The 18,652-nt window shown below is 63.1% G+C and carries 18 protein-coding genes; 9 read left to right on the top strand and 9 right to left on the bottom strand.

Features of this window, described 5'->3' with window-relative positions; translation table 11 throughout:
• The first annotated feature begins 13 nt into the window (after nt 1-13).
• On the top strand, nt 14-934 hold the full coding sequence (gene fmt / locus P0Y65_15275) for a methionyl-tRNA formyltransferase (GenBank protein WEK03545.1): 921 nt from the start codon (nt 14-16) through the stop codon (nt 932-934).
• On the top strand, nt 934-1,671 hold the full coding sequence (gene truA / locus P0Y65_15270; GenBank protein ID WEK03544.1) for a tRNA pseudouridine(38-40) synthase TruA: 738 nt from the start codon (nt 934-936) through the stop codon (nt 1,669-1,671). Before fmt ends, truA begins: the two co-directional genes overlap by 1 nt.
• On the opposite strand, the gene P0Y65_15265 is transcribed toward truA, so the two are convergent.
• The 4 genes from P0Y65_15265 to dapD form a co-directional block, all read right to left on the bottom strand.
• Nucleotides 1,668-2,231, bottom strand: coding sequence for a hypothetical protein (locus P0Y65_15265; GenBank protein WEK03543.1), 564 nt, complete (start codon nt 2,229-2,231; stop codon nt 1,668-1,670). The two genes, truA and P0Y65_15265, sit on opposite strands and share 4 nt — an antisense overlap.
• 74 nt (nt 2,232-2,305) lie before the next feature.
• The gene (locus P0Y65_15260) at nt 2,306-2,839 is read right to left on the bottom strand and encodes a hypothetical protein (GenBank protein WEK03542.1); all 534 of its coding nucleotides are present in this window, start codon (nt 2,837-2,839) and stop codon (nt 2,306-2,308) included.
• Entirely contained in the window at nt 2,836-3,984 is a 1,149-nt protein-coding gene (dapE, locus tag P0Y65_15255) for a succinyl-diaminopimelate desuccinylase (GenBank protein ID WEK03541.1), read from the bottom strand. Before dapE ends, P0Y65_15260 begins: the two co-directional genes overlap by 4 nt.
• Before the next feature lies 1 nt (nt 3,985).
• Nucleotides 3,986-4,828, bottom strand: a complete 843-nt coding sequence (dapD, locus tag P0Y65_15250; GenBank protein ID WEK03540.1) for a 2,3,4,5-tetrahydropyridine-2,6-dicarboxylate N-succinyltransferase — start codon at nt 4,826-4,828, stop codon at nt 3,986-3,988.
• Between the two features lie 221 nt (nt 4,829-5,049).
• Between dapD and sthA the strand changes: the two genes are divergently transcribed.
• Together sthA and P0Y65_15240 are read left to right on the top strand one after the other, a co-directional pair.
• Nucleotides 5,050-6,465 (top strand): Si-specific NAD(P)(+) transhydrogenase, encoded by a 1,416-nt coding sequence (sthA, locus tag P0Y65_15245; GenBank protein ID WEK03539.1) that lies wholly within the window; start codon nt 5,050-5,052, stop codon nt 6,463-6,465.
• A gap of 59 nt (nt 6,466-6,524) precedes the next feature.
• Nucleotides 6,525-7,904: an FAD-containing oxidoreductase gene (locus P0Y65_15240; GenBank protein WEK03538.1), complete on the top strand. Its 1,380-nt coding sequence runs from the start codon at nt 6,525-6,527 to the stop codon at nt 7,902-7,904.
• A gap of 3 nt (nt 7,905-7,907) precedes the next feature.
• Here the strand turns inward: P0Y65_15240 and P0Y65_15235 are convergent, their stop codons facing one another.
• The 4 genes from P0Y65_15235 to P0Y65_15220 all read right to left on the bottom strand — a co-directional run bounded on the left by P0Y65_15235 (nt 7,908) and on the right by P0Y65_15220 (nt 12,184).
• Entirely contained in the window at nt 7,908-9,629 is a 1,722-nt protein-coding gene (locus P0Y65_15235) for a PAS domain S-box protein (GenBank protein WEK03537.1), read from the bottom strand.
• A 52-nt stretch (nt 9,630-9,681) separates the two neighbouring features.
• Nucleotides 9,682-10,512 (bottom strand): TIM barrel protein, encoded by an 831-nt coding sequence (locus tag P0Y65_15230; protein WEK03536.1) that lies wholly within the window; start codon nt 10,510-10,512, stop codon nt 9,682-9,684.
• A gap of 63 nt (nt 10,513-10,575) precedes the next feature.
• Nucleotides 10,576-11,397 carry an amidohydrolase gene (locus P0Y65_15225; GenBank protein WEK06813.1) on the bottom strand — a complete coding sequence of 274 codons (822 nt, stop codon included), beginning with the start codon at nt 11,395-11,397 and terminating at the stop codon, nt 10,576-10,578.
• Nucleotides 11,398-11,416: 19 nt separating this feature from the next.
• Nucleotides 11,417-12,184 (bottom strand): IclR family transcriptional regulator, encoded by a 768-nt coding sequence (locus P0Y65_15220; protein ID WEK06812.1) that lies wholly within the window; start codon nt 12,182-12,184, stop codon nt 11,417-11,419.
• 204 nt (nt 12,185-12,388) lie between these two features.
• Here P0Y65_15220 and P0Y65_15215 point away from each other — a divergent pair, with 204 nt between their 5' ends.
• The 5 genes from P0Y65_15215 (at nt 12,389) to P0Y65_15195 (ending at nt 18,060) form a co-directional block, all read left to right on the top strand.
• Nucleotides 12,389-13,963, top strand: a complete 1,575-nt coding sequence (locus tag P0Y65_15215) for a sugar ABC transporter ATP-binding protein (GenBank protein WEK03535.1) — start codon at nt 12,389-12,391, stop codon at nt 13,961-13,963.
• Complete coding sequence (locus tag P0Y65_15210; GenBank protein WEK03534.1) at nt 13,960-14,955, top strand: ABC transporter permease; 996 nt, start codon at nt 13,960-13,962, stop codon at nt 14,953-14,955. The genes P0Y65_15215 and P0Y65_15210 overlap by 4 nt, the downstream gene beginning before the upstream one ends.
• Nucleotides 14,956-15,043: 88 nt before the next feature.
• Nucleotides 15,044-15,988 (top strand): ABC transporter substrate-binding protein, encoded by a 945-nt coding sequence (locus P0Y65_15205; protein ID WEK03533.1) that lies wholly within the window; start codon nt 15,044-15,046, stop codon nt 15,986-15,988.
• Nucleotides 15,989-16,039: 51 nt separating this feature from the next.
• A complete protein-coding gene (locus P0Y65_15200) occupies nt 16,040-16,771 on the top strand; it encodes an SDR family oxidoreductase (GenBank protein ID WEK03532.1) in 732 nt (243 codons plus the stop codon).
• 14 nt (nt 16,772-16,785) lie between these two features.
• On the top strand, nt 16,786-18,060 hold the full coding sequence (locus P0Y65_15195) for an L-fuconate dehydratase (protein WEK03531.1): 1,275 nt from the start codon (nt 16,786-16,788) through the stop codon (nt 18,058-18,060).
• Between the two features lie 135 nt (nt 18,061-18,195).
• Here the strand turns inward: P0Y65_15195 and P0Y65_15190 are convergent, their stop codons facing one another.
• Nucleotides 18,196-18,642, bottom strand: coding sequence for a hypothetical protein (locus P0Y65_15190; protein WEK03530.1), 447 nt, complete (start codon nt 18,640-18,642; stop codon nt 18,196-18,198).
• Nucleotides 18,643-18,652 lie beyond the last annotated feature (10 nt).

Genomic DNA, 18,652 nt, shown 5'->3' with positions numbered 1-18,652 from the left:
CGGTGGAGTTCCCATGCGTATCATCTTCATGGGCACGCCCGATTTTTCCGTCCCGACGCTGACCGAGATCGTCTCGTCCGGCCATGAGGTCGTGGCGGTCTATACTCGCGCGCCCAAGCCCGCGGGTCGCGGTCAGGAAGAGCGCAAGTCGCCCGTCCACCTGGCCGCTGAAGCCTTCGGCATTCCGGTCTTCACGCCAAAATCCCTCAAGGGCGAGGCCGAGCAGATCGTTTTTGCCAGCCACGGCGCCGAGTTGGCCGTGGTCGTTGCTTATGGCCTCCTCCTGCCCAAGCCGATCCTCGACGCGCCCGAACTGGGCTGTTTGAACCTCCACGGTTCGCTCCTGCCACGCTGGCGCGGCGCGGCCCCCATCCAGCGCTCGGTCATGGCCGGCGATGCCCAGACCGGCGTCATGGTTATGCAGATGGACGAGGGTCTCGATACCGGTCCCGTCGCCGTCGGCGAAGTGATCCCCATCACCCCCGACATGACATCAGGCGAATTGCACGACACCATGATGCGCACCGGTGCCGATCTGATGGGCCGCGCCCTTGCCGCCCTCGAACGGGGCAGCCTCGACTTCAAGCCGCAGCCCGACCAAGGCGCGATCTACGCCAAAAAGATCGAGAAGGCCGAAGCCCGCATCGATTGGTCCAACTCGGCCGCAGAGGTGCACAACCACATCCGCGGCCTCTCCCCCTTCCCAGGCGCCTGGTTCGAAATGGACCTCGGTGGCAAGCCCACCCGTATCAAGGTCCTGCGCTCCACCATCGGCACGGGCAGCGGCGCCCCCGGCACGCTGCTCGACGACCTGACCATTGCGTGTGGAACGGGCGCTGTCCGCCTCATCCAGGTGCAGCGCGAAGGCAAGGGCGCCATGGATGCCGCAACCTTCCTGCGCGGGGCAGGGGCTTTGCCCGCAACCGTCACCTGATGCCCCGCTACAAGCTGACCATCGAATACGACGGCACGCCCTTTTCCGGCTGGCAGCGCCAGTCCGATCGCCCTTCAGTGCAGCAGGCGCTCGAAGAAGCCATCGCTCGCATGTCCGGCGAGACGGTCACCACCCAGGCCGCCGGCCGCACCGATGCCGGCGTTCACGCCCTCGGCCAGGTCGCCCATTTCGATCTCGGCAAGGACTGGGATCCCTTCCGCATCCGCGAGGCGCTGAATTTCCACCTGCGCCCCGATCCGGTTGCCATCATCGCCGCAGAAGCCGTCCCCGAAAGTTTCGAGGCCCGCTTTTCGGCCACAGCGCGTCATTACGAATATCGCATCCTGACCCGCCGCGCCCCGCCGGTCATCGAGCGCAACCATGTCTGGCACATTCCCAAGTCGCTTGATGCCCAAGCCATGGACCACGCCGCCAGCCTGATCCTGGGCAGCCATGATTTCACGACCTTCCGCTCGGCCGAATGCCAGGCCAACTCGCCCATTCGCACACTGGACCGTTTCACTGTCCGCGCCGAGCCCGATCATGTCGTGGTCAATGCCAGCGCCCGCAGCTTCCTGCACCATCAGGTGCGCTCCATGGTCGGCTCGCTGCGCATGGTGGGGGAGGGCAAATGGAGCCCGCGTGATTTCCGCGCCGCGCTCGACGCCCGCGACCGCACGCGCTGCGGCGCCATGGCACCTTCTGCCGGTCTCTACCTGACGGACGTCACCTACTAGCTGACGACGGCCGGCCCCATCAGCACGGCAATCACGCCGAAGGCCACAAACACACCCACCACCTGAGACAGGAACAGCAGGCCGATCTGCATCGGCTTCAGCGTGACGATAAAGCGGCCGATATTGACAAAGGTCAGGATGGCAAAGACCGCCAGCACCAGGATGACCACCATCCCCGCCGGCCCCAGCAGGGCCGCCAGCACGCTCATCAGCGCCGAGGCCAGCGTCACCCAGTTTGATGCCACGAGGTAAGGCGTAAATCCGTCCTGCCGACCCATCTGGCGCAGGGCGAAAAACGCCGTCACCGCCTGGGCGGCAAACAGCACGGCATTGATGATGATCGACTGTGTAGCCGCGCCCTGCGGCAGCGGAAGGCCGGCCAGCATCGGGCCAAACCCGGCCAGTGCCACGGCTACCAAGGCGGCAATGAAGCTGCCTACCAGCCCGCGCTGGGAAAAGTCGAAGAAGGACGCGGCCTCGCGCCGGCCCATCACCAGGGCAACACATCCGCGGGCAGCGCCAGACAATTCATCGAGGAAGGTCGTGGTCGGCTTGGCCAAAGGGCTTTCCTCAAACTGGAGCGTTTTCGGCAAAACGGGATACCGGTTTTGCGGTTCGACAACGCAACTAAAGACTACACAGGAACACTGCTGAGCATGTAGAGCGCTTGCGGCACCGCGACAAGCAGCAAGACTGTCGCGGCGGCAAACGCTGCCGTGATCCCCTTGTTCCATTCCGTTGCCATGCGCCCCAACCGATAGATCGGCCAGGCCAGCAGCAGCGTCAGCAATTGCACCAGCGGCGCCAGGATCAGGTTCAGCACCGATCCGACGACGAGATACCCCACCAGCAAGTAGATGCCGGGAACCAGCAGGTCGAGCGTTGCCACCTCGTCCTTGAGCGCCATTTTCGTCGCCTTGATCGTGGCCCAGAAGGCCAGCACCCAGATGGCATGCACCAGCAGCAGGTCCAGCACCCCGAACACATCGGGCATGGCCAGCACGATCGAGCCCAGCGCAATGGCGAGGAATGCGGCGAAAAAGAAAATAACCAACCCCGACAGCAGTCCCGCCGCATTGAGCGAAAACCGCTCCCGCCAGCCCGCCTCGCCCCGCAGGATCATCAGCCAGCCGGCATAGGCTTCGCTCGCCAGTCGCCAGATCCTCATGCGCCGGCTCCAAAAAAGCGGGTCATGAAATCACGATAGATGGCGGTCAGGCCCGTCAGGTCCGACACGGCAATATGCTCGTCCGCCTTGTGCATGCTGGGGCCCACGAGCCCACATTCCACCACCGGCCCATATTGCGCGATGAAGCGCGCATCCGAGGTCCCGCCGCCCGTCGAGAAGTCCGGCCGCGCCCCGGTGACCGCCGCGATTGATGCACTCAGCGTTTCCACATCCTCGCTCAGCGGCGACAGGAAGGAGCGCGACGGCACGCCGGCCACCTTGAAATCGATCACCGCACCCTTGGCATCCACCGTGCCAATCCGCCCGCGCACCCAGTCCGCCAGCGTCTGCGGCGTCCACAGGTCATTGTAACGGATATTGAAGCGGATCGTGCCTAACGCTGGGATCACATTGGAAATCGGATTGCCCACGTCAATTGAGGTGACTTCCAGGTTGCTCGCCGGAAAATGCGCCGTGCCCTGGTCGATTCCCGTGTCGAGCGCCGTCACCACCCGCGCCAGCGCCGGCATCGGATTGTTGGCCCGATCCGGATAGGCCACATGGCCCTGCGTCCCGCTGACCGTGATCACCCCCGACAGCGACCCGCGCCGCCCGATCTTGATACTGTCGCCAAGGCTGGCCGCCGAACTCGGCTCGCCCACAATGGCAAAGTCGAAATGCTGCTGCTGCGCTTCCGCCCAGGCCATCAGCTTGGCCGTGCCATTGACCGCGTCGGCTTCCTCGTCATTGGTAATGGCCAGCATCACCGTCCCGACCTCGGCCGGAATGGCCGACGCCGCGGCCACGAATGCTGCAATGCCTGACTTCATGTCGGCCGCGCCGCGCCCATAGAGCCTGCCGTCGGCCTCGCGCGCCACGAAGGGATCACTGGTCCAGGTGCCCAGACCCCCCGGCGGCACCACATCCGTATGCCCGGCAAACAGCAGCCGCCGCCCGCCCGTACCGCGAATGGCAAAAAGATTGTCCACCGGATAGGACCCGTCGCCCTCAAAGCGCAGCCGCGTGACGGTAAAGCCGTTGTCGCGCAGCACCCGCTCCAGCAGGTCCAGCGCGCCCGCCTCCTCGGGCGTAACCGAGGGGCAGGCGATCAGCGCCTTGAGCAGGTCGACGGGGTCCACACTCATGCTAGTCCCGCAGCAACTCGTTGATGCCGGTCTTGCTGCGCGTCTGCGCATCGACCGTCTTGACGATCACGGCGCAGTAAAGGTTCGGGCCGGGCTGGCCATTGGGCAGCGCCTTGCCGGGCAGCGAGCCCGAAACCACCACAGAATAGGGCGGCACCTTGCCGATATGGATCTCGCCCGTCGCGCGATCGACGATCTTGGTCGAGGCGCCGATGAAGACGCCCATGGAAATCACCGAGCCTTCGCCCACCACCACGCCTTCGACCACTTCCGAGCGCGCGCCGACAAAGCAATTGTCCTCGATGATCGTCGGACCGGCCTGCAGCGGCTCCAGCACGCCACCGATGCCGACGCCGCCCGACAGATGCACATTCTTGCCGATCTGCGCGCAGGAGCCGACCGTGGCCCAGGTGTCGACCATCGTATTCTCGTCGACATAGGCGCCGACATTGACGAAGCTGGGCATCAACACGACATTGCGCCCGATATGGGCCGGGCTGCGCACCACGGCGCCTGGCACGGCACGGAAACCGGCCTCGCGGAACTGGTTCTCGCTCCAGCCTTCGAACTTGGTGCCCACCTTGTCCCAATAGTGCGAACCACCCGGCGCGCCCTCGATCAGCCGATTGTCATTGAGGCGGAAGTTCAGCAGCACGGCCTTCTTGAGCCACTGGTTGACCTGCCATTGCCCATCGACCTTCTCGGCCACACGCGCAGCGCCGGTATCGAGCAGCCGCAGCGCCTCTTCCACGGCGTCGCGAACCTCGCCCTTGGTAGTGATGCTGATCTCGGCACGCGCCTCGAAGGCGTCATCGATGGTCTTGGCGAGATCGGCATAGGGCATGGCTGTTTTCCTGTAAGTCAAATTGCGAGCGGGACCATAGCGGCGGGGTGTTCCATGTCAATTACAAGACGCAGCCTTTCCGTTTGCGCGATTGCAACATTTGCAGCGCTATTGTCACACTCAGCCACTAGAGCGTTCTCGGCCAAAGTGGGCATCGGTTTTGCGGTTCGAGAACGCGACAGATATCTGGGCACGCAAAGCGGTAACGCGAGGACGTTTTCTTGGAACATTTCAACATCATCGTCATCGGTAGCGGCCCCGCCGGACGCCGTGCGGCCGTGCAGGCGGCCAAGCTGGGCAAATCGGTGCTGGTCGTAGAAAACCGCCTGCGCCTTGGCGGAGTCTCGGTCCATACCGGTACCATTCCAAGCAAGACCTTGCGCGAAACGGTGCTCAACCTCTCCGGCTGGCGTGAACGTGGCTTTTATGGCCTCGCCTATCGCGTCAAAAAGGACATCGAAGGCAAGGATTTGGGCGCCCGCCTCCGGATGACGCTCGACCACGAGATCGAAGTGCTCGAGCATCAGTTCAACCGCAATGGCGTGCGTACCTTCGGCGGCATGGCCAGATTCGTCGATGCCAACCACATCGCCGTCACCGCCCCTGATGGCGACGACACCACATTCAGCTTCGATCATGCCGTCATTGCCGTCGGCACCGCGCCCTATCGTCCGGCCAATATCCCGTTCAACGACCATTCCGTGGTCGACAGCGACAGTCTCGTCGCCGAGCCGCGGGTGCCGCGCAGCCTGACCGTGGTCGGCGCCGGCGTCATCGGCATCGAATATGCCACAATCTTTTCCGCGCTCGACGTGCCCGTCACCATTGTCGAGCCCAAGGATACCATCCTCGATTTCATCGATCGCGAGATCATCGAGGAATTCACCCACGACCTGCGCAAGCGCGGCATGACCATCCGCCTCGGCGCCAAGGTGGAAAAGGTCGAGCTCGACGAGCAGGGCTGGCCCGTCTCGATCCTCGCCGACGGCCGCCGCCTCCGCTCCGACATGCTGCTTTATGCCGCCGGTCGCTCCGGCGCCACGGCCGATCTCGGGCTCGAAAATGCCGGCATCACGCCGGTCGATCGCGGCCGCCTCAAGGTCGATCCCGTGACCTTCCAGACCTCCGTGCGCCACATCTATGCTGCCGGCGACGTCATCGGCTGGCCCTCGCTCGCCTCCACGTCGATGGAGCAGGGCCGCATCGCCGCGCTGCATGCCTGTGGCGCGCCCATGCCGCCAGCGCCCGAATTTTTCCCCTATGGCATCTATGCCGTGCCGGAAATCTCCACCGTCGGTCTCACCGAGCAGCAGGTCCGCGCCCAGGGCATCGCCTATGAAGCCGGCATCGCCCGTTTCCGCGAAACCTCGCGCGGCCATATCATGGGCCTGCAGTCGGGCATGATGAAAATGATCTTTGCCCTCGATACGCGCAAGCTCCTTGGCGTTCATATCGTCGGCGAGGGCGCCACCGAGCTCATCCATATCGGTCAGGCCGTGCTCAACCTGGGCGGCACGCTCGACTATTTTGTCGAAAACGCCTTCAATTATCCAACGCTGGCAGAAGCTTACAAAATCGCCGCCCTCGACGCCTGGAACCGCATGCCGCGCAACACGGTGAAATTGGCCGGAGAATAAGCTCGGACGCTGGCGTTAAGTCCTTTAAGCACATAGGCTTGGGGTCCTTGGAGGCCCCCATGTCAGATCAGTATGATGCCATCATTATCGGTGCCGGTCAGTCCGGTCCCTTTCTCGCGGCACGTCTTGCCGATGCCGGCCGCAAGGTCGCGCTGATCGAGCGCCGCCAATTGGGCGGCACTTGCGTCAACGATGGCTGCACGCCCACCAAGACGCTGGTGGCCAGCGCCCGCGCCGCCTGGGCTGCCCGCAAGGCCGGCGATTTCGGCGTCGTGGTCAAGGGCCCGGTCACCGTCGACATGAAGGCGGTGAAAGCCCGCAAGGACAAGGTGGTCAACGCCTCGGTCAAGAGCCTCACCGACTGGCTCGGCAGTCTCAAGACGCTGGACTATATCAAGGGCTCGGCGAGCTTCGTTTCGCCCGCAGAGGTCAAGGTGGGCCGTCGCCGCCTCACCGCCAGCCAGATCTTCATCAATGCCGGCGCCGCCGCTTCAGTGCCCGACTGGCCGGGCATTAAAAGCGTGCCCTACCTCACCAATAGCTCGATCATGGATCTCGACACCCTGCCGAGCCACCTGATCATCGCCGGCGGCAGCTATATCGGGCTTGAATTTGCCCATATGTATGCTCGCTTCGGCTCCAAGGTCACAGTGGTCGATCGCGGCGACCGCCCCGCGACCCGCGAGGACGCCGATATTTCCGCTGCCATCCGCGAGATCCTCGAAGCCGAAGGCGTCACCTTCCTCTTCAATTCCACCATCGAGGCGGTAGCCAGGGCCGGGTCCGGCGTCCTGCTGTCACTGCAGCGCGGCCAGAAACGATCTTCGGTCGAGGGCAGCCATTTCCTTGTCGCCCTCGGTCGCAAGCCCAACACCGCCGATCTCAACCTCGCCGCCGCCGGCGTCGAGACTGATGAGCGCGGCTATATTCCTGTCGACGACCACCTGCGCACCAATGTCGAGGGCATCTGGGCCATGGGCGATATCAACGGTCGCGGCGCCTTCACCCACACCTCCTACAATGATTTCGAAATCGTCGCCGACAATGTCATCGACAAGGGCAAGCGCTCCATCGCCAAGCGCATTCCCGTACACGGCCTCTTCATCGACCCGCCCCTTGGCCGCATCGGCATGAGCGAGGATGAGGTGCGCAAATCCGGCAAGAAGGCGCTGATCGCCACCATGCCCATGTCCAAGGTCGCCCGCGCCCGCGAACGCGGCGAAACGCAGGGACTGATGAAGGTCCTGGTCGATGCCAAGAGCAAGCAGATCCTGGGAGCGGCCATCCTGGGCATCGGCGGCGACGAGGTCATCCACTCCCTGCTCCAGCTCATGGTCGCGGGCACGCCCTATACAATGATGATGGAAACCGTGCACATCCACCCCACGGTCACGGAATTGATCCCGACCCTGCTGGCCGGTCTCAAGCCGTTGGAATAGCGCCTAGAGGTCGGAAAAATGCACGGCCATGCCGCGGCCGCGCGCCTTGGCAGCATAGCAGGCGGCATCGGCCTCGCCCATGAAGCCGAGCGGGGTCGGCTGCGCCTCGGTAATCATCGTCACGCCAACTGAGGCGCTGATCGGATAGTCCCGGCCCGCCCATTGGAATGCCAGCGCCGCGATCGCTCGCACAATCTTGTCGGCCACAGCGCGCCCGCCGTCTCCCGGGCAATCGTTCAGCACCACGGCAAATTCGTCGCCCCCGATGCGCGCCGGTACATCATGGCTGCGGCAGCAGCCGCGGATGGTCTGGGCGATCTGCTTGAGCAGCGCATCTCCAGCCGCATGCCCTGCTGTATCATTGACCGGCTTGAACCGGTCGAGATCGATATAGAGCAGGCAATGCGTACGCCCGTCCCGCGTCGTGCCGACGGCGGCATTGAGCGCCCGGTCGAAGGCCGCCCGGTTGGGCAGTCCGGTCAGGTTGTCATGGCTGGCTGAATGCGCCAGTTCGCGCTGCATCGCCCGGCTCTGGGACACGTCCTGAAATACCAGCACTGCCCCGCTCAACCGGCCCTGTGGCGTCTTGACCGGCGCTGCCGTGCAGCGGATGTCGCGCTCCGCCCCTGTCCGCGCCACGAGGATCATGTCGTCGTCGAGCTGGACCGGCATGTCACTCCCGAGGCAGATCGCCACCGGGCAGGGCTGAACTGCCCCTGTCGCCCCGTCGCGCACGATAAAGATCGAGCGCACCTCCCGCCCCATGGCCTCGGCTGAACGATAGCCCGTCAGCGTTTCAGCCGCCGGGTTCATGAACACCACATGCCCACTTTCATCGGTCGAAATCATGCCGTCCGCGATCGAATCCAGCGTCACCCGCAGTCGTTCCTTCTGGGCTGCCAGCTCCTGCTCCACCAGTTTGAGCCGCGTGATATCGGTATCGGTTCCCAGCGTCCGCGTCGGGTTGCCCGCACCATCCCATTCCACCGGTCGTCCGCGGCTTAGAATCCACACATAGGATCCGTCCCGCCGCAGCTCGCGATATTCCAGCGCATCGAGATCGGCATCGCCCCTGTCCTGCTTGTCGACATTATCCAGCACATGCTGCAAGTCATCGGGATGAATCCGCTCGAGCCACTTCTCCTGGCTGCCATCCACCTCTTCGTCCGGCGGAATGCCCCGCATCACCCGCCACTGCCGCGAGTAGAACATCGTGTCATTGACGATATCGTGGTCCCACACACCCTGCCGCGCGCTCTCCAGCGCAAAATTCAGCCGGCTCTCTGAATGCGCGAGTGCCGCCTCGGCCTTTTTCTGCAATTCGATATTGGTCACCTGCGTGATGAGATAGGCGGGCGAGCCATCCGCATCGTCGCGCAACAGCGACGCCGCCACGCTCACCCAGCGCGGCTCGCCATCGACATGCAGAAACCTGTGCTCGCCGCGATAATCCTCGATTTCCCCCGCCATCAGCCGCAACAGCTGCAGCCGCGCAATGGCCCGGTCATCCGCGTGGATCACATCGAGAATATTGTGCGTCCCGCCTTCGACAATCTCCTGTCCGAGCAGGGCGGTGAAAGCGCGGTTGCCATAGACCATGCGGCCGCTCATGCGCGACACCACCATGCCCACGGCCGCCGTATCGACGATCCGTGCCAGCATGGCGTCGACCCGCTCGAAGCGGGGCAGGGCCGGCGCGACAGGCTTGAGCGAGGTCACGGACATGGTGCCACTCTGCGCCAGGCCCGTTAACAATGGGCTTATTGTGCCCTAAGCATTATTCCCTAAGCGAGGTGATGAAGTCCCGCTCTGCCGCCAAGCCGTTCCATTCGCCGGGAATTTCGCTGTCAAAGATCAGCGTGTAAGGCCCCGTATAGCCCGCCGCCTCGGCCAGCTTGACGCAGGCGCCATAATCGACCGCGTCGAGATCCCCGTCGATGAAACTGGCCTTGGCGTGGCACAGTTCCGCCCGGCTGAAGATCGAGGCCAGGTCGGAATATTTGTTCGCCCCGCCCCAATTGCCGAAGTCGCCGAGCAGCCCGATGCGACCGTCCAGCTTGTCGAGCAGATAGTGCACATGCGCCGGCTCCGACAGCAGGTCGAACCAGTTCTCGGTGACCAGTCGCACGGGCGATCCGGAATTGCCGTCAGCCAGCGCCGTCAGCGCCTTGATCGATCGATCCAGCGCATCGCGGGTCGGCTTTTGCTTGCCGGCAATGATGCGCGCATTCTCTGCGCCCAGCTCATTGGCAACTTCGATCCAGCCGGCAATCCACTTCTGGTCGCGCGCGCCATGTTCGGGATCGCTGATATCGCCGGCATCGATGAGAAGCGTCTGCAGCTTGACCTCGGCAATCCGCAGCTGGTCCTTGAGTTCGGCCAGATAGATCGGGTCGCGGCTGCGCAGGTGGAAGGAGACGATCTCCAGCCGGTGATAGCCGTGATTGGCCAGCACCGACGGCAGGCCGAGCAGGGATTCTTCGCCCTCGCCATAGGTTTCATGCATCGGCCCGACTTCGTTTGTGGTCAGGTCGTGCGGATAGGTCATGCCCAGGAGGCGGTGCAGTGACCAGGTGGAAACGGCAATACGATCGGCGCTGACGCTCATAGTCTCATCCCATATTCTTGTTCTTGGATAAGACTGTGCGCCGGGTCGAGGTTCCTTACAAGGTCACACCTTGTAGATGCGCTCGGCGTTGCGGTGGAGCAGCCTGGCCTGTTCGTCATCGCTGGCCCCGCTGATGATCGCGCGCGTCGCCTCGACCCAGCGGGTCAGCGAGCCGGTGCGCGTCACCACGGGATGGTCCGAGCCCCAGACCACGCGATCCCAGCCGAAACATTCGATGATATGCTCGACATAAGGGCGAACCGTCTCGACGCTCCAGTCCGGACCGGCATAGGCGACGACTCCGGAAACCTTGGCGTTGAGATTGGGCAACTTGCTGATGCGTCTGATATTGTCGCGCCAAGGATCGAGCCCGGCGCCGAGCACATCCGGAACGCCGCAATGGTCGAGGATGAAGCTGACATCGGGCGCCCGCTCGACCAGCATCTGCCCGACCGGCAACTGGTCGGCCCGCACGCAGAGGTCAAAGCTCAGGTCATAATCGGGCAGGTGGCGGATGTTTTCGACAAACAGGTCCGACTGGCTGAGATCGTCCGGGGATTCATGCAGGATGCGGCGCACGCCCTTGATATGGGCGTGCTCGGAAAGGCGCTCGATCTGGTCGACGAAGCCCATGCCCTCCGGCCGGCAGGCGGCAATGGCGCCGGTGATGCGCGGCAGGGTGAGGACGAATTCGCTCTCGGCCAGCATGTCCTTTTCGGCGACATCCACTTCCATGTGCAGCGCCGCCTCAATGCCCAGCGGCACGGCTTCGGCGAAATAGTCTTCCACGCTCCAAGACCTGTTGATGGCCGGTGCGCCCGAGAGCCAGGGATAGCTGAAGCGGTCGGGATAAATGAGGTGGAGATGGGTGTCGAGAATGCGCATCACTTTGAAATTCCTCCGCTTATTCCTTCGGTGTCGCCCGGTTTGAAATATCCTGGCCTGCCTGCTGCAACAGGCCGAGCACCGCGTCCATGTTCGGCGCATCGGATTTGTCCAGCCGCTGGGTATAGGGGCAGGTGAGGACCGCGATGACCGAACCGAGCGGTCCGAAGATCGGGACCGTCAGGTTGGAAACGCTCGAAACCTGGGCGCTGGGCATGTTTTCATAGCCGCGCTCGCGGACCTTTTCGAGGCGGGCTTCGAGGTCTTTCGGCATCTTTTCGGGCGAGCCGAGGTCCTGTTCCTCGAGCATCAGCAGCCTCTCCTCGGGCGTGGCAAAGGCGAGGAAAACATGGCCTGAGCCGGTGTTGACCAGGCTCAGGCGCGAGCCGACGCGGATCGAGACATTCCAATAGCCCGGGCCGTCGACCTGGGCGATGACGACGAGGATATTGCGGTCCTGGACGACCAGGTGCACGGCCTGTTCAGCCTTGAGTGCAAAGCTGCGGAGCACCGGCATGGCCTGGCTGACCATGCGATGCATGGGCGGTCTTTTATGGGCCAGCTCGAACAGTTTAAGGGTGATCTCGTAGCGGTCTTCCAAGGTGCGGCGCACATAGTTGCGCCGCACCAGGCGGTCGAGCATGCGGTAGATTTCATTGGGCGTGCGCTCGAGCGCCTTGGCGATTTCCGCTTGGCTCAAGCCATCGGCCGTCGCTGCCAGAAGCTCGAGAATATCAAGCCCCTTGTCCAGCGCCGGGGCGCGATAGCGGTCGCCGTCTTCATCCATCGCCACGTCAAACTCCCGGTCTCATACGCTCCGCTGGGGAGCAGCGTTTGCCCGAATTGGCTAGCAGACTGTTAGCATCGAGCGTCACCAATGGCTGTGATTGGTGACTCTTTGGCGGAACGACAACGTCTTGCGCCATTCCTTCATTTATGAATAGATTGTTCGTATGTGCATCGCAAGAATGCACGGGAGGATAGTTTTGGCATGGTCCTGAGCGGCACGACAGCTTCGTCGCCGGTCATTGACGTCAGCGCTGCGCCGCTGGTGGAAATGATCGATATCGACAAGTCCTTTCCCGGTGTGCGCGCCTTGTCTCGCGCCCGCTTCGAACTGCGCTCAGGCGAGGTCCATGCGCTCATGGGCGAGAATGGCGCCGGCAAGTCCACGCTGATGAAAATCCTTTCCGGGGTCTACACCCGCGACGCCGGCGAGGTCCGCCTCAACGGGCAGCCCGTCGAGATTGCCAGTCCGCGACAGGCCCAGGACATGGGCATCGGCATCATCCATCAGGAACTGGCACTGATGCGCGACCTGACGGTGGCGCAGAACATCTTTATCGGCCGCGAGCCGCGCCGCGGCTTCCTGCTCGACGAGCGGGCGCTCAATCGCAACGCCCAAGCCATTTTCGACTCAATGAACCTGCAGCTCGATCCAACGGTGCGGGTCGAGACATTGACCATCGCCAAGCAGCAGATGGTCGAGATCGCCAAGGCGCTGAGCTACCAGTCGCGTGTGCTGGTGATGGATGAGCCGACCGCCGCGCTCAACGACGCCGAGATCGCCGAGCTTTTCACCATCATCAACCGGCTCAAGGCCGAGGGGGTGGGGGTGGTCTACATTTCCCACAAGATGGACGAGATCAAGCGCATCTCCGACCGGGTCACCGTCATGCGCGACGGCGAATATGTCGGTACGGTGCCGGCCGGCTTCACGCCCATCGAAACCATCATTTCCATGATGGTCGGCCGCACGCTGACCGAAGAGGCGCTGGTCATTCCCAATACATCGGCCCAACCCGTGGCACTTGAAGTGCGAAATCTCAACCGCGGCCGCGAAATCCGCAATGTCAGCTTTTCAGTGCGCAAGGGTGAAATCCTCGGCATGGCCGGCTTGATGGGTGCCGGACGCACCGAAGTCGCCCGCGCCATCTTCGGTGCCGATCCGCGCGACAGCGGCGAAATCTGGGTCAATGGCAAGCGCGTCGGCATTTCCTCGCCCGGCGACGCCGTCCATGCCGGCATCGGCTACCTGTCGGAAGACCGCAAGCATTTCGGCCTCGCGACCGGGCTCGACGTACGCAACAATATCGCCCTCGCCAGCCTGTCACGTTTCACCCGCACCGCTGGCGTGATCGACGATCGCGCCATGCAGGAAACGGCCAAGACCTATATCAACCAGCTGGCCATCAAGACGCCCAGCGATCTGCAGGAAGCGCGGCTCCTGTCCGGCGGCAACCAGCAGAAGGTCGTTATCGCCAAATGGCTGCTGCGCGATTGCGACATCCTGATCTTCGATGAGCCGACGCGCGGCATCGACGTCGGCGCCAAGGCGGAAATCTACAAGCTGCTCAACGCGCTGGCCCAGCAGGGCAGGGCGATCATCGTCATTTCCTCGGAACTGCCCGAAGTGCTGCGTCTCAGTCATCGCATCGCGGTGATGTGCGAGGGTCGGCTGACCGGCATGCTGCCCGGCGGTTCGAGCCAGGAAGAGATCATGCGGCTGGCGACGCAGCGGCAAAGCAGCGTGGCCGAAACCCATTCCGAACGGAGGTCGGCATGACCGATATCGCAGCGCCCCAAGCCAAGTCCGGTGTCCGCATTTCCGGTACGCTCCATCGCCTGCTGGCCTTTTCAGGCCTGATCGCGCTGGTCGTGGTCTTTTCGCTGGCCTCGCCCAATTTCATGCAGACCCAGAATGTACTGGCGATCCTGCAGGCCACCTCGGTCAATGGCGTACTGGCTATTGCCGCAACGCTGGTGATTATCACAGGCGGCATCGACCTGTCGGTGGGAACGCTGATGACCTTCTGTGCCGTCATCACCGGCGTGGTCCTGACCTATCTCGGCCTGCCCCTGCCGCTGGGCATTGCCGCCTCAATCCTCGCCGGCACCGGTTGCGGGCTGATCTCGGGCGTCATCATTGCCAAGCTCAAGGTGCCGCCCTTCATCGCCACTCTGGGCATGATGCTGATCCTAAAAGGCCTGTCGCTGGTGATCTCGGGCACCCGGCCGATCTATTTCAACGACACGCCCGGCTTCAACCAGATCGCTCTGGGATCGGCCATCGGCTCGGTTTTCCCGGCCGTGCCCGTGCCCAATGGCGTGCTGATCCTTTTCCTCGTCGCGGGGCTCGCCGCTTTCGTGCTGAGCAAAACAGCGCTTGGCCGATACACCTTTGCGCTGGGCAGCAATGAAGAGGCCGTGCGCCTTTCGGGCGTCAATGTCGATCGTTGGAAGATCGCGGTCTATGCCGTGGCCGGCTCGATCTGCGGCGTGGCGGGCCTGCTGATCGCCAGCCGGCTCAACTCCGCCCAGCCCGCGCTGGGGCAGGGCTATGAACTCGACGCCATCGCGGCCGTGGTCATCGGCGGCACCTCGCTGTCGGGCGGCCGCGGCACCGTGCTCGGCACGTTGATTGGCGCGCTCATCATTTCCGTGCTGGCCAATGGCCTGCGCATCCTTTCCGTGCCCCAGGAATGGCAGACGGTCGTCACCGGCTCGATCATCATCCTGGCGGTCTATGCCGATATTCTGCGGCGTCGCTCGCTCTGAGCCGTCCAGCAAACCAGCGCCCGAGGGCGCCAACAAGAAGGCCGAAATGGCTCATCGACTGCGCATTCAAAACCCCATGGGAGGAACCATGTTGAACCGACGTAACCTGCTCGGCGCCATCAGCGCGCTGTCCCTGCTCCTGGCCAGCGGCGCCGCCTCGGCCCAGGAGAACTACGATATCGCCCTGATTTCGAAGGGCTTCCAGCACCAGTTCTGGCAGGCCGTGAAGGCCGGTGCCGATCAGGCTGCGGCCGAACTGGGTGTGACCGTGACCTTCGAAGGTCCGGAAAGCGAAACCCAGGTCGACCGCCAGATGGATATGCTGGCCGCCGCCCTGTCGCGTAACCCGGATGCCATCGGCTTTGCCGCGCTCGACAGTCAGGCCGCAACGCCGCTGCTCGAACAGGCCAAGGCCGCCAATATCCCGGTCATTGCCTTTGACTCCGGCGTCGACAGCGACATCCCGCTGACCACGGCGACTACCGACAACGTCGCTGCTGCCGCCCTCGCGGCCGACAAGATGGCCGAACTGATCGGCGGCGAAGGCAAGGTGGCTGTGGTGGCCCACGACCAGACCAGCCGCACCGGCATCGATCGCGTCGACGGCTTCGTCAACCGCATCAAGGAAGAATATCCCAATATCGAAGTGGTGAGCGTCCAATACGGCGGCGGCGACCAGCTGGCGTCGACCGAGATCACCAAGTCGATCCTGCTCGCCAACCCCGACCTCAAGGGCATTTTCGGCGCCAATGAAGGCTCGGCGATCGGCGTTGCCAATGGCAAGACCGAACTGGGCAGCGACATTGTCGTCATTGGCTTCGATTCCGGCGCCGCCCAGAAGGGCATGATCACCTCTGGCGTCATGAATGGTGCCATCACCCAGAACCCGGTCGGCATCGGCTATGAAACCGTCGCCGCCGCCGTCAAGGCGCTCAAGGGCGAAACGCTCGAGCCCGTCATCGACACCGGCTTCTACTATTACGACGCCGCGACCATGGAAGACCCCGAAATCGCGGCTGTTCTCTACGACTAAGACCACCCGGGCCGGGTGGCGACACCCGGCCCCTTTACCACAGGACCGTTCATGGCCGACATTACTGGAAAAACCATCCTCATCACCGCCGCCGCGCAGGGCATTGGCCGGGCTTCAGTAGAAGCCTTTGTAGCGGCGGGCGCCAAAGTCATTGCCACCGACATCAATGCCGAGAAGCTGAAAGAGCTCGATGGCATGCCGGGTGTCATCACGCGCGTGCTGGACGTTCTGTCGGCGGATGCGGTGAAAGCGGCCGTGTCCGAGATTGGCCGCATCGACATCCTCTTCAACTGCGCCGGCGTCGTTCATTCCGGCACCGTGCTCGAGATGACCGACGCGGATATGGACTTTGCCTTCGACCTCAACATCAAGGCGCAGATCCGCACGATCAAGGCCGTGCTGCCGCAGATGCTCGAGCGCAAGGATGGCGCCATCATCAACATGGCGACGGTCGCCAGCTCGGTGAAGGGCGTGCCCAATCGCGCCGCCTATTCGATCTCCAAGGCTGCCGTCATCGGCCTGACCAAGTCGGTCGCTTCCGACTATACGACCAGCAATATCCGCGTGAATGCCATCTGCCCCGGCACGGTGGATTCGCCGAGCCTGCATGAACGCTGGCATGCCACGGGCGATTTCGAGGGCGCGAAAAAGGCCTTCATCTCCCGCCAGCCGATCGGCCGCATCGCGCGGCCCGAAGAGGTGGCAGACCTGGCGGTTTATCTTGCCGGCGCAATTTATACGACCGGCCAGATCCACGTCATCGACGGCGGCTGGACCGCTTAATCCGGACGAGTGCAATGACCAAGATTACTGCCCTCCAAACGCATGATCTGCGCTTTCCGACCTCTGCCTCGCTGGACGGTTCGGACGCGATGAACCCCGATCCGGACTATTCGGCCGCCTATGTGATCCTGGGGACCGATGGCGAGCATGAAGGCCATGGTCTCACCTTTACGATCGGGCGCGGCAATGAAGTCGTCGTCGCAGCGATCAAGGCGCTGGAAAGCCGCGTGCTGGGGCTGGAGCTGAGCTGGATCGCGGAAAATCCCGGCCGCTTCTGGCGGCATGTGACCGGCGACAGCCAGCTGCGCTGGATCGGCCCCGACAAGGGCGCCATGCATCTGGCGACCGGTGCCGTGGTCAATGCCGTCTGGGATCTTCTTGGAAAAGAGGCCAAAAAACCGGTGTGGCAGCTGGTGGCCGACATGACGCCCGAGCAGCTCGTCTCCATTATCGACTTCCGCTACCTCACCGATGCCATCACGCCCGAGGAGGCGTTGGCGATTTTCAGGAAGGCCGAGGCCGGCAAGGCCGAGCGTATCACCACGCTCAAGGCTGAAGGTTATCAGTGCTACACGACTTCTGCCGGCTGGCTGGGTTACAGCAACGAGAAGCTGACACGGTTGGCCACAGAAGCGGTAGAACAGGGTTTTCAGCACATCAAGATGAAGGTCGGTCGCGATCTCGACGACGATATTCGGCGCCTCGAAATCGTGCGCGAGATCATGGGGCCTGATCGCTATCTGATGATCGACGCCAATCAGGTCTGGGAAGTCGACCAGGCAGTGGATTGGGTGAAACAGCTATCCCGCTTCAATCCCTATTTCATCGAGGAGCCGACCAGCCCAGATGACGTCTCGGGGCACAGGACGATCCGAGAGGCGATTGCCCCGGTGAAAGTGGCGACCGGCGAAATGTGCCAGAACCGGATCCTCTTCAAGCAGTTCATCAAGGATGGCGCGATCGATATCGTCCAGATCGATGCCTGTCGCATCGGTGGGCTCAACGAGGTGCTGTCGGTGCTGCTCATGGCGGCCAAATTCGGCCTGCCGGTCTGGCCGCATGCCGGTGGCGTGGGCTTGTGCGAATATGTGCAGCACCTGTCGATGATCGACTATCTGGTGGTCTCTGGGACCAAGGATGGAAGGGTGATCGAATATGTCGACCACCTGCACGAGCATTTCGTGGAGCCGTGCGAGATCAGGAACGCGGCCTATATGCCGCCGAAACTGCCTGGGTTTTCGATTGAGATGAAGCCGGAGTCGATCAGGGAGAATACGTTCAGGGGTTGAGGAGTCCTTGCTCGGATACCCCACCTAACCGCCCCCTGACAGGGGGAGGAATCCGTCCGGTGGATAGGGCGAGATGCCGTCTTAAACGCGATCTGTCCCTCCCCCTATCAGGGGGAGGCTAGGCGGGGGTATCCCCTAAAGCTCATCCACCGTGAAATCGAAGCGGTGCAGCAGCGTGTCACCGGCGAGGATTTCAATGCTGTGCGCGCCCTTGGGGTCACCCTTGGCGAGGCACCAGCCGTGGCCGATCCAGCCATCCTCCGGCGTCAGGGACAGGGGAGAGGTCGCAGCAGCCTTGTCGTCGAAGACGGCGATCGTTGCATCCTCACCCACGCCCCAGCTGGCGGGCTCGGCCGGCACGGTGAAAATTTCGCTGACCGAAATTGGCCCCTTGGTCTTGGCGAGGCGGAGATGCCAGTAATAGCAGACGCCCCGCACATAGGGCACGGCGGTCGAGCTTTCGCCGATTTCCTCGCCATCGGGCAAGGTGACGACATAGCTGAAATCACTGTCCACCACCGTCTGCGCCAAGGCAGGCGAGGCGAGGGTGAGCAGGCCGCAAATCGCAACAAGACGCTTCATGCCTGCTCTC

Source organism: Candidatus Devosia phytovorans (genome assembly GCA_029202405.1).
Lineage (GTDB): Bacteria > Pseudomonadota > Alphaproteobacteria > Rhizobiales > Devosiaceae > Devosia > Devosia phytovorans.
The sequence above is the reverse complement of the archived record's forward strand: the minus strand, read 5'-3'. Positions and strand labels throughout refer to the sequence as shown.